This is a genomic window from Paenibacillus nanensis (assembly GCF_003583765.1).
Taxonomy (GTDB): Bacteria; Bacillota; Bacilli; order Paenibacillales; family Paenibacillaceae; genus Pristimantibacillus; species Pristimantibacillus nanensis.
The window spans coordinates 350,497-363,495 of sequence record NZ_QXQA01000003.1 but is presented as its reverse complement, the minus strand read 5'-3'; the positions used below and the strand labels follow the sequence as shown (position 1 = coordinate 363,495).

Below are 12,999 nucleotides of genomic sequence, written 5' to 3'. Positions count from 1 at the left end.
AATCTTTTCACAGCGTACTGAAAAAAGAGCTGATCTATTGCACAAAATTCCGGACAAAGGAACAAGCCAAGCAGGCGATTTTCGAGTACATTGAACTTTTCTACAACCGCAAACGAATTCACAGTTCACTGGGATACTTGTCGCCAGCGCAGTTTAGTGCACAGTTTTTTGATCGTACAGCATCCTAGATTCTCTTATTTTACTGTCCACTTTCTTGACAGAGGTCCAGTGACGTAATTATTTGCTTGCGAGCAGCTAACTCAATACTTTTAGTATCGCGTGACGTGATTATTTGCTCGCAAACTGCTCACTCCATGCTTTTAGTATCGTGTGACGTGGTTATTTGCTTGGGAACAGCTCACTTCATACTTTTAGTATCGTGTGACGTGGTTATTTGCTTGGGAACAGCTCACTTCATACTTTTAGTATCGTGTGACGTGACTATTACTCGCTTACTGCTCACTCCGTGCTTTTAGTATCGTGTGACGTAATTAGTTGCTTGCGAGCAACTCACTCTTTGCTTTTAGTATCGTGTGACGTAATTATTTGCTAACAAAAAGCATTTCAATCGATTTAAGGCGCTGCCGCCGACTTATTCGCCCATGTCAATCCGCCTCAGTCCGTTTAAGGCGGTCTCACCGACTTATTCGCTCATGCAATCGCCCTCAGGCCGTTTAAGGCGGTCTCACCGACTTGTTCCCCCCCTGCCGACCGACTTCAGCCAATATAAGGCGCTGCCGCCGACTTATTCGCTCATGTCAATCCGCCTCAGTCGGTTTAAGGCGGTTTCACCGACTCGTTCGCCCCTGCCAACCGACTTCAGCCAATATAAGGCGCTGCCGCCGACTTCTTCACTCATGCCAATCGACCTCAGTCGGTTTAAGGCGGTCTCACCGATCTTTTCGCCCCTGCCGACCGACTTCAGCCAATATAAGACGCTGCCGCCGACTTCTTCACTCATGCCAATCCGCCCCAGTCGGTTTAAGGCGGTCTCACCGACTTGTTCGCCCCTGCCAGCCGACTTCAGCCAATATAAGGCGCTGCCGCCGACTTATTCGCTCATGCCAATCGGCCTCAGTCGGTTTAAGCCGGTCTCACCGACATATTCACTCCGGGCAACGGCTCAGCTTCATAGCCAAATAAAAAAACCGTCCCGACTGCCCATACGGCAGTGCGGGACGGCTTTCCAAATCTACGCTCTGGAAATATATTTGCCTTCGCGCGTATCGATCAGCAGAACGTCGCCTTCGTTAATGAACAAAGGCACTTGTACGTTCAGCCCGGTTTCAACCTTCGCGTTTTTCGTTGCGCCTTGAGCCGTATTGCCTTTAACGCCTGGCTCTGTCTCAATGACTTTCAGCTCTACGCTGTTCGGCATTTGGATACCCAAAATTTCGCCTTGGAAGCTCGAAATATTAACGTTCATGTTCTCTTTCAGGAAGTTCAGCTCCCACTCCAGCTGCTTCTTGTCCAGATTGAACTGGTCGAACGTTTCGTTGTCCATAAACGTATATTCGTTACCCGAGTTGTACAGGTATTGAACTTCTCTGTTCTCGATTTGCGCGCGGCCGATTGTTTCGCCGGCGCGGAAGGTTTTCTCCACAACGTTGCCGTTGCGCAGGTTTTTCAGCTTAGAGCGAACAAAAGCCGCGCCTTTGCCCGGTTTTACGTGTTGGAAATCCAGGACGGTGTAAATATCGTTGTCCACTTGTACGGTTAAGCCTGTTTTAAAATCGTTTACTGAAATCATTGCTGATTCCCTCCTGAATAAGATGTGCCTATCCCAGACAGATAAGTTCTTTCGGGGATGAGGTCAATATTTTAATACCGGATTCCGTAATAACGATGTCGTCCTCAATGCGCACCCCGCCAAAGCCAGGTACGTAAATGCCGGGTTCTACCGTTACAGTCATGCCGGGCGTTAAAATCGTATCGCTTAGTCTGGACAGCCTAGGCGCTTCATGGATTTCCATGCCGAGACCATGGCCGGTGCCGTGGCCAAAGTTGTCGCCGTAGCCGTACTTCGTTATGATATCGCGGCAAAGCGCGTCGGCCTCAAGGCCGGTCATGCCCGGACGAATGTTCGCAAGCGCATGCAGCTGTGCCTCCAGCACAATATCGTAAATCTCCTTATGCTTGGCGCTTGGCTTGCCGATGACTACCGTTCTCGTCAAGTCCGAGCAGTACCCATTGTAATAGGCGCCAAAATCCAGCTTCACGAACTCGTCTGTCCCGATTGCGCGATCGCTGGCTACGCCGTGAGGCAGCGCGGAACGCTCGCCCGAGGCGACGATCGTATCGAAGGAGGAGCTGGTTGCGCCATGGCTGCGCATGAACACTTCCATCTCGAGCGCGATGTCCGATTCTTTGATGCCGGTCGAAATGACGCCAAGAATATGCTTGAATGTGCGGTCAGCCAAGTCGGCAGCTTCCTGCATCACTTGCAGCTCCGATTCTTCTTTAATCATCCGAAGCTTTTCGACAAGACCTGCCGCAGGCTTAAGCTCGATCGATCCAAGCGTCTTTCCCCACTGCAAGTATTCGCCATAGCTTACATGCTCCTGCTCGAATCCGAGCGTCCCGATGCCTGCTTTAAGCAGCAGCTCGCGAATCTCATCGATCGGGCTTGTGCCATGCTCCATGACCTGGAAGCCTTGTACTTGCTTCGATGCCTGCTCCCGGTAGCGGAAATCCGTCAAAAAGTAGCTCTCTGCAGAAGTTACTACCACGTAGCCCGCAGTGCCCGTAAAACCGCTGATGTAACGCCTGTTATAAGGACTTGCGATCAATAACGCTTCCAGACCGTTCTCTTCCAGAAGCTTGCGCAGCCGTTCTACTCGCTCCATCGTCATCTTGTTCTCCCCTTATCCTTTATTGCTTTCGCTTTGAAGCAAACGCGTCAACGCCTCAAGTGCCATCACATAGCCAAAGGAGCCGAAACCTGCAAGCTGGCCGACGGCTACAGGCGCGACGACCGAAAGATGACGGAATGCTTCTCTCTTATGAATATTGGACAGGTGCACTTCAACAATCGGCAGCGCTACGGCGCTCAGCGCGTCGCGGATCGCATAACTGTAATGTGTCCAAGCTCCGGGATTGATGATGATGCCTTCTTCGTTGCCGTAGGCGCTATGTATGCGGTCAATCATCTCGCCTTCGTGATTCGTTTGGAAGAACGATACTGAAACGCCAAGTTCGTCTCCTCTTTTTTTCACAAGCTCCTCGATAGCGGCAAGCGAGTCATTGCCGTATACCCCAGGCTCGCGAATGCCAAGCATATTCAAATTAGGACCGTTCAGCACTGCGATTCTGAGCACGCCCGCACCTCCAAAGCTGTCTAATGTTCAATTGCGACAAAGATCACAAGACATTTTACCACAAATCCCCGGCGCTTGAGAAGTAACAACTAGACAGACTATGCGTTCATCGGTTCCCGGGAAGCCTCATCCGTAAACTCGAAGGCGATCGAGAAACCGATAAACAAGCCCCAAACCGTCATTACGCTCAGTTCTGTAAAAATGGTGTTCCAGCCGATTTTGTTCATCCACGGAGTCATGCCGAGCAGCGGACAAATCAAGCCAAACAGAACAGCCCACCAGCCGATCCCATAAAAAATGCCCGCCCAAGGCCCTTTGAATTTTCCGAGGGCAACTTTATACAGCAAAGCCGCGACAATAGAAAGCGCGATAAAGCATGCGATTCCGGCAGAGATGCCCCACCACGAACGCAGGAAATCATGGCTGAAGAAAGAATCAAGCAAAAAGCCGGGCAATACGCGGGTAAAGTTCATTTCATAGGAAATCCAGCGTATGACGCCAAAAAACAAACCGGCATAACATCCGATCTCCAGCGGGAAGAGCCAAGGATTCGTAAAGCGTCTTCTCTCGGAGCGTGCGGCCCCCCGATGCATAACGTATTGGTTGCTCATCTTCATCTCTCCTGTCATTTGTTGAGTAATTTAAGCCTGAATACGGCTAGTATGCGTGATTCCGACCCGCTCTAATCAAAGTATGCCCGCATGCGGGCGCTCGCATTTAGCCTGAAGATCAAGTACAATAGCTGTAGGACATTTTAGAACAATTCGTAAGGAAAGGTGGCACTCCCTTGTCTCAAGATCCACGGAATATATACGGCGGACAGGCCGTTATAGAAGGCGTTATGTTTGCCGGGAAGCATGTCAACGTTACGGCGGTTCGGCGCAAAAACGATGAAATCATCTTTTACGAAGTGCCCCGGACGACGCAAAAATGGCTTGCGCCACTCAAAAAAATCCCGTTCATTCGCGGCATTGTCGGTATCCTCGACTCAAGCGCGAAGGGCTCTCAACATTTGAATTTTTCAATGGAGAAATATGCGGAGGACGAAACCGAGGAAGAAGGCGCTTCATCGCCGAAGGCTGAAGCTAGCTATCAGGAGGCTGCGGATGCCCCCGAGAAGAAAACAGGGCTAAGCGCAGGCATGATCGTTAGCGTAGCCGTTGCAGGCGTATTGTCCTTCCTCGCCGGGAAGCTGATCTTTACCGGCGTGCCGGCCATATTGGAAGGATTGCTGTTTGAAGGGTTATTCGAAAGCACGATCGGTCATAATCTATTAGAAGGACTTATAAAAATTTTAATGCTTCTTATTTATTTATACGCCATCTCCATGACCCCGCTCATTAAGAGACTGTTCCAATATCACGGGGCCGAGCATAAAGTGATCAGCGCGTACGAAGCCGGGGAAGAGCTGACGGTCAAAAACGTACAGAAATACAGCAGACTGCATTATCGGTGCGGATCGAGCTTTATTGTTTTTACGGTCATAGTCGGCGTTGTCATCTATTCGCTGCCTGTATTCGAATGGGATACGATTTGGGAACGCGTCGTTATCCGTATTGCGCTCCTCCCTGTCGTATTAGGCGTTTCCTACGAAGTACTAAGGCTGACGAACGCGGTGCGGGATATTCCGCTCCTTCGTTTTCTCGGGTACCCGGGACTTTGGCTGCAGCTTCTTACAACGAAAGAGCCTAAGGATGATCAGGTAGCGGTCTCGATCGCTTCCTTCAACCGGATGCGCGAGCTGGATCGGCAAATGTCCGAACCGAAATTCAATTAACAAGATGAATGCTTAATGCTTGACGGAAAGGCGTGATGAATGTGTTCAACCGAGTCAACAAATGGAGCATAGGGGCTGTAATCATTGTCATCCTTATGGCAATCGGCCTGGTCGTAGGTCTCCTGAGCAACCCGCTGCAGCTGCTTCTGCCGATTGTGATCATCGGCGGAATCTTTCTTCTCTATAAGTTTCCGCCGGGATCGCTGCGCGGACATAGCGGAAGCAGCCGTCAGCAAACGCGAGTAATACCAAGCCGAAGCGCCGCCGGGAAGCCGAAGCATAACCGACCAAAATCCAAAACGGTTCCTTTCCGCGTCATTGAAGGCGGCAAGGACGACGACGATGTGCCTAAATATCACTAAACGCCAGTGCGTAACAAAGAAGGTCAGCGGATTTCATAACCGCTGACCTTCTTTATTTTCATGCGCGCTGGATGATGTGTTATTCCATTATTCTGATTCCATCAAAGAACGAAGCGACTTGAGCTCGTCCATTCTGGAACTGTCTCTTTTGAAATATTCCACAAGCGTCTCGATACAAGTAATGGAATCCCAGCTTAAGTGATGCTCAATGCCTTCCACATCTTTATAAATATTTTCTTCCTGAACGCCTATGACGGTCAAAAACTCTTCCAGCAGCTGATGGCGGTCGACAAGCCGTTTTCCCATTTTCTTGCCTTTATTCGTTAATACAAGACCGCGGTATTTCTCATAGACTAAGTAATTGTCCTTATCCAGCTTCTGGATCATTTTTGTGACAGAGGACGGATGTACCTCGAGCCCCTCCGCGATATCAGAGACGCGGGCATACCCCTTCTCGTCTATCAGCTTATATATTCGTTCCAAGTAGTCTTCCATGCTCGGAGTCGGCACCTAAAGAACACCCCCAAACCTTGCTTACTCTGCCGTGCAACATGGCGCGTCACTCTATGTATCATACACTTTCGTTCCCTCATCCTGCAAGCCGATTCCAAACAGGGCGCACTTTCCTGATTGCCCGTCCGCTTGATTTCACACACTAAAAATGCTTGTATCCATACCGCAATCGGAGGAACAATCATGACTCAAAAGCTGCTGGAAAAGCCTGCGCGAATCGACAGGAACAGCCTCTCCTTTGTGCCGGAGCTCGTCTATTTCGAACCCGCCGCTTTAGACTACCCGAAGGGACAGCGAATATTTGAATGGGCGAAGCAAGAAGGCATTCCATACCGGATGACGACCTCTCATAACCGAATCACGAATTTGCCTGGAGATACGGAGCTTGAGCAATACCGCATCGCCAAGCGAACCCTTGTGGTTGGACTACGCAAGACGCTGAAGTTCGACACGTCAAAGCCGTCAGCCGAATACGCCATTCCGATCTCTACCGGCTGTATGGCGCATTGCCACTACTGTTACTTGCAGACGACGCTCGGAGCCAAGCCCTATGTCCGGGTATACGTCAATATCGATGAAATTTTGGAGGCGGCGCAAGGCTACATTAACGAACGCGCGCCTGAGATTACTCGGTTCGAAGCGGCCTGCACCTCCGATCCCGTCGGTCTCGAGCCGATTACCGGCAGCTTGCGCGAGCTGATTGAATATATGGGCAATCAGCCGCTGGCAAGGCTCCGTTTTGTGACGAAATTTCATCATGTGGATTCGCTGCTGGACGCGCGGCATAACGGCCATACCCGCATCAGGTTCAGCGTGAACAGCAAATATGTCATTAAAAACTTCGAGCCCGCGACATCGCGGTTTGAGCAGCGGATTGAGGCTGCGGCCAAGGCAGCGTCTGCAGGATACCCGATCGGGTTTCTCATTGCGCCGATTATTTGGCATGACGGCTGGGAGGACGGATACGCGGAGCTGATTGACGCTCTCGATAAGGCGCTGCCGCAGGGCGCCAGAGACGATTTAACCTTCGAGCTGATTCAGCACCGGTTCACGAAAACAGCAAAAGGCGTAATCGAGAAGCGCTATCCGAAAACAAAGCTGGAGATGGATATCGAAAAAAGAAAGTACAAATGGGGGCGCTGGGGCCAAGGCAAATACGTCTACCCCGATGAACAAGCAGACGCGCTCCGCATGTTCATTTCGGAGCGCGTCTTCGATAAATTTCCGCAATCGAAAATCGAATATTTCACTTAAAACTTCATCCATTCCGGCGTAATCATATTTAGCCAGATCGTAATTTTGGTCATCTGATCGGTAAACAACAAAATGCCCATCAGAATCATAACGGCTCCGCCGAATTTCATGACCGTCGCGGAGTACTTCAAAATCCATTTTGCCGTGCCCAAGAAGAACGCCAGGACAAAAAACGGAATCGCAAAGCCTAAAGCGTAAGCCGTAGTTAGTCCGAACCAAGTGCCCGGCTCGGATGCCGCAAGGCCTAATATTGCCGTCAGCGCCGGGCCAATACAAGGCGTCCATCCGGCGGAAAAGCCGATTCCGAATACAAAGGAGCTAATATAGTTCGCTTTTTTCGGCACAAAATCCATTCTGCGTTCCTTCATCAGAAGGCGGGGCTGAAATATGCCCATTAAGAAAAGACCCATCAAAATAATGAGAATCGCGGATAATTGCCGAATTAACTGATTATGTGCGCTAAAAAATTCGCTGAATACGTTCGTCCCGTAACCGAGCGTATAATAAACGGTACAAAAGCCTAATACAAAAAACAGCGTATGCGTCATCATGAGCATGCGTTTTTTGCCTGAAAGCTGAGAACCCTTCAGCTCCGATACCGAAATGCCGGTTATGTAAGACAAATAGGACGGATAAAGCGGAAGACAGCAAGGCGATACAAACGACGCGAAGCCGGCGCCGAACGCCAGCCATATGTTAATGTCAGACAAACGAATAACTCCTTTCTACAGCCGAACACTTAACTCTTATCCGCCAAGCCGCAGTCCACGCCGCAGCAAAAGCAAAAGCAGCAGGACGGCAATGAGAAGCAGGACGATGGTTCCACCCGGAGCGAGATTCCATATCCCGGCAATCATCAATCCGGCAAGCACCGCAAGCTCTCCGATGAGAATGACGGTCACGATGCTTTGTTTGAAGCTGCGCGCAATAATGAGGCTGCAAGCGGCCGGTATCGTGAGCAAAGCCGACACAAGCAGCGCGCCAACAATTTTGATTGCGACGCTGATGACGAGCGCCGTAAGCACGCTTATCATAACATTATAGAATCGGACGGGCAAGCCGCTTACCGCTGCCGCGTCCTCATCGAACGTGAGCAGGAACAGCTCCTTCGATTGAACGGCAATGACGATAAGCACAACCGCCGTCACGCCTCCAATCGTCAGCAAATCGCCGTTGCTAAGCGTGTAAATGCTGCCGAACAGATAGCTGTTGACATCCATCATGCTTTCTCCCGAAGTAAATAGGATCGACGCCAGGCCGATGCCGCCCGCCATCATAATCGCAAGCGACAGCTCCGCGTAGGTTTTATAAGCCTTGCGGAGCTTCTCTATCGCGAAAGAAGCCGCGATGGCGAACACAAGTCCCATCGCGATCGGATATACGCCTGTCAAAAAACCGAGCGCCACGCCCGCTATCGCGACATGCGACAGCGTATCGCCGATCATCGATAACCGGCGCAGGACGAGAAAAAATCCCATGAGCGGCGCAGTCACTCCGATGAGAAGGCCGCCTATAAGGGCCCTTTGAAAAAACTCGCTAGTTACGATCTCCAACCGAAACGACCTCTCTCCCGCTTTCCATCTGCTCTCTTAAGCCTTTCAGGCTATGCGCTAGATCGCTTTCCACACAGTCCTGCGTGTCATGCGAATGCCGAATATAAAAGTTAAGCTTCCCCGATACGGCGGCAGGCTCATGACCAAGGTAGCCGCGTATCATCTCCATGTCGTGAGACACCATCAAAAACGTCATATTATGGTGCTGATGCATATGCTTGATCATATGGAAGAAGCTTTCCTGGGTCTCCGCATCGATTCCGACCGTCGGTTCATCCAAGATGAGCAGCGAAGGATTATTGATAAGCGCTCTCGCCAGGAACACCCTCTGCTGCTGTCCTCCGGATAGCCGGCCGATCCGCTTGTCGCTAAGATCGGCGATGCCCATCGCCTCAAGCGCATCGTTTGCCTTAGTCTGGTCCGCTTTGCTTATTCGCCGGAACAGCTTCTTGTTCCCGTACAGCCCCGAAAGCACAACCTCCTTAACGGTAGCGGGGAACTGCGGGTTCAGCGAATTTTTTTGCGGCACATAACCGATTCGGTCCCAGTCCTTGAACGACTCGACAGGCTGGCCGAATAAGCGGATTTCGCCGGCGGTCGGCTTCAGCAAGCCTACGATCATGCGCAGCAGCGTGGACTTCCCGGCGCCGTTTGCGCCGATAAGCCCGATAAAATCCCGCTCCTTAACGCCGATGCTTACGTTCTCCATTACCGTCTTCTGCTCGTAAGCAAACGATACATGTTTAACACTGATCACTTCGTTGTGGCAGCTTGCGACCGCCGCGTTTTGATTATGGATTGTTTGCATCGTCCGTCTGCTCCTTACAGCAAAAATGGAGCTGTATCAGCTCCGAATGAAATAATAAGTCAATTATCTTTATTGTAAAGCTTGAATCAACTTTTGCAAGTTTTGTTCCATTAGCGTCAAATAGGTCTCTCCCGCTTTTTCCTGCTGCTTCGTTAATCCTTCAAGCGGATTCAGCACCATCGTCTCCACATCCGCTTCGTCAGCCAGCGTTTTCGCCAGCCGGTCCGAGACCAGCTCCTCGAAGAAAATGTACTTTACGTCGTTCTCTTTGACGAATTTGGCAATTTCGAGCAAATCCTGCGCTTTCGGCTCGGCATCGGGACTTAATCCCATAATTGCGGTTTGATGCAAGCCGTAATCGCGCGCCAGATAACCGAATGCTTGATGAGAGACGACCATATTTTTCTGGCTTGCGGCCGATAGAGCTTCCGTGTATGCCTGATCAAGCTTGGCCAGCTTCTCCTTCAACGCTTCGTAACGCGCCTCATAATCGGCCGCGTTGCTTGGATCCGCCTCGGTCAAGCTGTTTTTGACGTTTTCCGCCAGCACGATGGCCGATTTCGGACTTACCCAAGTATGCGGATCGACCGCATGGTCATGCCCCTCTTCCTCATGCTCATGGCCTTCTTCGCCACTATGTTCTTCTGCTTCTTCGCCGCCTTCGATCAGCTCGATGCCGGCGCTCATTTCCTTCAGCTGGACCTTGCTGTCCTTGGACAATCCCTCTTGGAACTGATCGATCCAAAGCTCCAGCCCGGCCCCGTGATAAAGTAGAAGCCCCGCGCTCGAGGCTACGCTCAAATCGCGGCTTTTCGGCGTCCAATCATGCGGCTCTATCCCCGCCGCAATAAGGTTGACGGCTTCTACATGATCGCCGCCGATTTCCGTTGCCATAAAATAAAGAGGATAAAAGCTCGTCACAACTTTAAGCTTAGTGTCAGCCGCTTCATTAGCCGTATTGTTTGTAGCCGGGTTGTCTGTTTGCGGGGCATTCGCAGCGTTCTGCCCCGAATTGCCGTCGTTAGCTCCGCCGCATGCCGTAAGCGCAAGCATGAGCGCCGTGATCGCCGCAGCCATTCGCATACGCTTCAATCCATACTCAAGTTTCATCATCATTTCTCTCCGGTTTCTCTTTTTAGTAATCGTTATGATTACGTTTAGTATTATATGACGGGTTCCTTAGGCTGTCAACAGGCCATTGCATGCGAGGCTCCTATTATTTGCGGGTCTTAATAGCCATACGGCAAAAAAAAGCCGCTCCATACCTAAAATATTAGGCACGGAACGGCTTCTTATTCGTTACTTGACAATGGCGCCGTTAGGCATTTCATCCGGAACGGTCGCCAGAGTAAGCTGATCGCCTTGGGAAGCTGCCAGAATCATCCCTTGCGACAGCTCGCCTCTCAGCTTCACCGGCTTCAAATTCGTGACGCAGATCACTTTACGGCCGGCGAGCTCCTCCGGTTTATAGAACTTGGCGATTCCGGATACAACCTGGCGCTTCTCGTAGCCCAGATCCAGCTGAAGCTTTAGAAGCTTGTCAGCCTTCGGCACGGGCTCGGCGGAGATGACTTGAGCGACGCGAAGCTCAACCTTCGCGAAATCGTCGATGCCGATCTCCTCTTTGCCTTCCGGAGCCGGCGCGGCTTCCGCGCTTGCTGCTGCGGGAGCTGCCTGCGTCTCCGCCTTTGTCCCCCCGCTCATCGAGGAGGCGATAAACGCCGTCTCCGCTTCCATATCGAGACGCGGGAAGATCGGATCGCCTTTCGCTACGCGAGTACCCCCACGCAGCCTGCCGAATGCGCCCATGCTGTCCCATGCCGTCAGCTCTCCCTGCTCGATGCCGAGCTGACGCCACATTTCGCGCGGCGCATGCGTCAGGAACGGCTGCAGCATAATCGAGATGAAACGGAGCGACTCCGCGAGGTGATGCATAACGGAAGCTAGCGCGTTTTTGTTCGCTTCATCCTTCGCGAGCGCCCATGGCTGCGTTTCATCGATATATTTGTTCGTCCGGCTTACAAATTGCCACAGCGCGGATAAGGCGACGGAAAACTCCATTTTTTCCATTGCGTTTTCGACGGAAGATACCGTCTCGGCCGCAAGCTGCTCCAGAGCCGCGTCGAATGGCGTGACGGTTCCCGCATAAGCCGGTACGGCGCCGCCGAAATATTTGTCGATCATCGCGATCGTTCGGTTCAGCAGGTTGCCAAGATCGTTGGCCAGATCGAAATTGATCCGCTCCACAAAGTTTTCCGGCGTGAACGCGCCGTCCGCGCCGAACGGAACCTCGCGAAGCAGATAATAGCGGAGGGCGTCGAGGCCGAACCGGTCGATCAGCACGACAGGATCGATGACCGTCCCTTTTGATTTCGACATTTTGCCTTCTTTGGTCAGGAGCCAGCCATGCGCAAACACCTTTTTCGGCAGCGGCAGGCCCAGCGCCATCAGCATAATCGGCCAATAGATCGTATGGAAACGGACGATTTCTTTGCCGACCAGATGCACGTCTGCCGGCCAGAACCGGTCAAATTTATCGTCCTTCCCTTCCGTGCCGTAGCCCAGAGCGGTGATATAGTTCGACAGCGCGTCGATCCACACGTAAATGACATGCTTCGGATCGCCAGGCACTTTAATGCCCCAGTCGAATGTCGTCCGGGAGACGGCCAAATCCTCAAGACCAGGCTTGATGAAGTTGTTGATCATTTCGTTCTTGCGGGATTCCGGCTGAATAAAGTCAGGATTTTCTTCGTAGTGCTGGAGCAGGCGATCGGCGTATTTGCTCATCCGGAAGAAATAGCTTTCTTCCTTCACCAGCTCTACGGGCCGCCCGCAATCCGGGCAATTGCCGTCTGACAGCTGGCGCTCGAGGAAAAACGATTCGCACGGCGTACAATACCAGCCCTCGTATTCTCCCTTGTAAATATCGTCCTGCTTCAGAAGCTGCTGGAAAATTTTCTCCACCACTGTCTTATGTCGTTCCTCGGTCGTCCGGATAAAATCGTCGTTCGAAATTTCGAGCTTCGCCCACAGCTCTTTAATGCCGACCACAATATCGTCGACGAACTGCTGAGGCGTCTTGTCTTTCTCCTTCGCTTTGCGTTCGATCTTCTGGCCGTGCTCGTCCGTGCCGGTCAAGTACCAGACGTCGTATCCCCGAAGCCTCTTGTAACGCGCCATGGCGTCGCCCGCAACCGTGGTGTAAGCGTGCCCGATATGCAGCTTGTCGCTCGGATAATAAATCGGAGTCGTAATATAAAACGTTTTTGGGTTGGACATTCGCATTTCCTCCTATTCATTTAAAAACGCAAAAAACTCCCGTCCAACATGGGACGGGAGCGTAAGCCCTCGTGGTACCACCCAACTTCCGGCATCGCCTAACCTGCGTCGACGGAGTCGATTGGCTGCTGCCGCT

At 51.6% G+C, this 12,999-nt stretch carries 15 protein-coding genes; 4 read left to right on the top strand and 11 right to left on the bottom strand.

Going from position 1 to position 12,999, the window contains the following annotated elements; translation table 11 throughout:
* Positions 1-188 (top strand): IS3 family transposase (locus D3P08_RS08010; protein WP_147381784.1); only part of this gene is annotated, 188 nt, incomplete at its 5' end.
* A 557-nt stretch (positions 189-745) separates the two neighbouring features.
* Here the strand turns inward: D3P08_RS08010 and D3P08_RS08005 are convergent.
* The 5 genes from D3P08_RS08005 to D3P08_RS07985 all read right to left on the bottom strand — a co-directional run bounded on the left by D3P08_RS08005 (position 746) and on the right by D3P08_RS07985 (position 3,928).
* Positions 746-961 carry a hypothetical protein gene (locus D3P08_RS08005; RefSeq protein WP_119598965.1) on the bottom strand — a complete coding sequence of 72 codons (216 nt, stop codon included), beginning with the start codon at positions 959-961 and terminating at the stop codon, positions 746-748.
* A 231-nt stretch (positions 962-1,192) separates the two neighbouring features.
* Positions 1,193-1,750: an elongation factor P gene (gene efp, locus D3P08_RS08000; protein ID WP_119598964.1), complete on the bottom strand. Its 558-nt coding sequence runs from the start codon at positions 1,748-1,750 to the stop codon at positions 1,193-1,195.
* A 28-nt stretch (positions 1,751-1,778) separates the two neighbouring features.
* Entirely contained in the window at positions 1,779-2,852 is a 1,074-nt protein-coding gene (locus tag D3P08_RS07995) for a M24 family metallopeptidase (RefSeq protein ID WP_119598963.1), read from the bottom strand.
* A 12-nt stretch (positions 2,853-2,864) separates the two neighbouring features.
* Positions 2,865-3,317: a type II 3-dehydroquinate dehydratase gene (gene aroQ / locus D3P08_RS07990; RefSeq protein WP_119598962.1), complete on the bottom strand. Its 453-nt coding sequence runs from the start codon at positions 3,315-3,317 to the stop codon at positions 2,865-2,867.
* A 98-nt stretch (positions 3,318-3,415) separates the two neighbouring features.
* On the bottom strand, positions 3,416-3,928 hold the full coding sequence (locus D3P08_RS07985) for a YqhR family membrane protein (protein ID WP_240647363.1): 513 nt from the start codon (positions 3,926-3,928) through the stop codon (positions 3,416-3,418).
* A 230-nt stretch (positions 3,929-4,158) separates the two neighbouring features.
* On the opposite strand from D3P08_RS07985, the gene D3P08_RS07980 reads away from it, so the two are divergent.
* Positions 4,159-5,094 carry a DUF1385 domain-containing protein gene (locus D3P08_RS07980; protein WP_119598989.1) on the top strand — a complete coding sequence of 312 codons (936 nt, stop codon included), beginning with the start codon at positions 4,159-4,161 and terminating at the stop codon, positions 5,092-5,094.
* Positions 5,095-5,135: 41 nt separating this feature from the next.
* Positions 5,136-5,456, top strand: a complete 321-nt coding sequence (locus D3P08_RS07975; RefSeq protein WP_240647360.1) for a hypothetical protein — start codon at positions 5,136-5,138, stop codon at positions 5,454-5,456.
* Positions 5,457-5,543: 87 nt separating this feature from the next.
* Here D3P08_RS07975 and mntR read toward each other — a convergent pair whose 3' ends face one another.
* Positions 5,544-5,966, bottom strand: coding sequence for a transcriptional regulator MntR (mntR, locus tag D3P08_RS07970; protein ID WP_119598960.1), 423 nt, complete (start codon positions 5,964-5,966; stop codon positions 5,544-5,546).
* Between the two features lie 186 nt (positions 5,967-6,152).
* Here mntR and splB point away from each other — a divergent pair, with 186 nt between their 5' ends.
* Positions 6,153-7,223 (top strand): spore photoproduct lyase, encoded by a 1,071-nt coding sequence (gene splB / locus D3P08_RS07965; protein WP_119598959.1) that lies wholly within the window; start codon positions 6,153-6,155, stop codon positions 7,221-7,223.
* Here splB and D3P08_RS07960 read toward each other — a convergent pair.
* The 5 genes from D3P08_RS07960 to metG all read right to left on the bottom strand — a co-directional run bounded on the left by D3P08_RS07960 (position 7,220) and on the right by metG (position 12,863).
* Positions 7,220-7,933: a cytochrome c biogenesis CcdA family protein gene (locus D3P08_RS07960; protein WP_119598958.1), complete on the bottom strand. Its 714-nt coding sequence runs from the start codon at positions 7,931-7,933 to the stop codon at positions 7,220-7,222. The two genes, splB and D3P08_RS07960, sit on opposite strands and share 4 nt — an antisense overlap.
* Before the next feature lie 36 nt (positions 7,934-7,969).
* A complete protein-coding gene (locus tag D3P08_RS07955) occupies positions 7,970-8,776 on the bottom strand; it encodes a metal ABC transporter permease (RefSeq protein ID WP_119598957.1) in 807 nt (268 codons plus the stop codon).
* Positions 8,760-9,584: a metal ABC transporter ATP-binding protein gene (locus tag D3P08_RS07950; RefSeq protein WP_119598956.1), complete on the bottom strand. Its 825-nt coding sequence runs from the start codon at positions 9,582-9,584 to the stop codon at positions 8,760-8,762. Before D3P08_RS07950 ends, D3P08_RS07955 begins: the two co-directional genes overlap by 17 nt.
* 69 nt (positions 9,585-9,653) lie before the next feature.
* The gene (locus D3P08_RS07945) at positions 9,654-10,697 is read right to left on the bottom strand and encodes a metal ABC transporter solute-binding protein, Zn/Mn family (protein WP_240647359.1); all 1,044 of its coding nucleotides are present in this window, start codon (positions 10,695-10,697) and stop codon (positions 9,654-9,656) included.
* Positions 10,698-10,883: 186 nt separating this feature from the next.
* Positions 10,884-12,863: a methionine--tRNA ligase gene (metG, locus tag D3P08_RS07940; protein ID WP_119598955.1), complete on the bottom strand. Its 1,980-nt coding sequence runs from the start codon at positions 12,861-12,863 to the stop codon at positions 10,884-10,886.
* Positions 12,864-12,999 lie beyond the last annotated feature (136 nt).

What these genes read in the sequence shown, in the direction of transcription:
- D3P08_RS08005 (WP_119598965.1), bottom strand. Translation starts at nt 961, where the DNA reads ATGAGTGAAGAAGTCGGCGGCAGCGTCTTATATTGGCTGAAGTCGGTC.
- efp (WP_119598964.1), bottom strand. Translation starts at nt 1,750, where the DNA reads ATGATTTCAGTAAACGATTTTAAAACAGGCTTAACCGTACAAGTGGAC.
- D3P08_RS07995 (WP_119598963.1), bottom strand. Translation starts at nt 2,852, where the DNA reads ATGACGATGGAGCGAGTAGAACGGCTGCGCAAGCTTCTGGAAGAGAAC.
- D3P08_RS07985 (WP_240647363.1), bottom strand. Translation starts at nt 3,928, where the DNA reads ATGAGCAACCAATACGTTATGCATCGGGGGGCCGCACGCTCCGAGAGA.
- D3P08_RS07980 (WP_119598989.1), top strand. Translation starts at nt 4,159, where the DNA reads ATGTTTGCCGGGAAGCATGTCAACGTTACGGCGGTTCGGCGCAAAAAC.
- splB (WP_119598959.1), top strand. Translation starts at nt 6,153, where the DNA reads ATGACTCAAAAGCTGCTGGAAAAGCCTGCGCGAATCGACAGGAACAGC.
- D3P08_RS07950 (WP_119598956.1), bottom strand. Translation starts at nt 9,584, where the DNA reads ATGCAAACAATCCATAATCAAAACGCGGCGGTCGCAAGCTGCCACAAC.
- D3P08_RS07945 (WP_240647359.1), bottom strand. Translation starts at nt 10,697, where the DNA reads ATGATGAAACTTGAGTATGGATTGAAGCGTATGCGAATGGCTGCGGCG.
- metG (WP_119598955.1), bottom strand. Translation starts at nt 12,863, where the DNA reads ATGTCCAACCCAAAAACGTTTTATATTACGACTCCGATTTATTATCCG.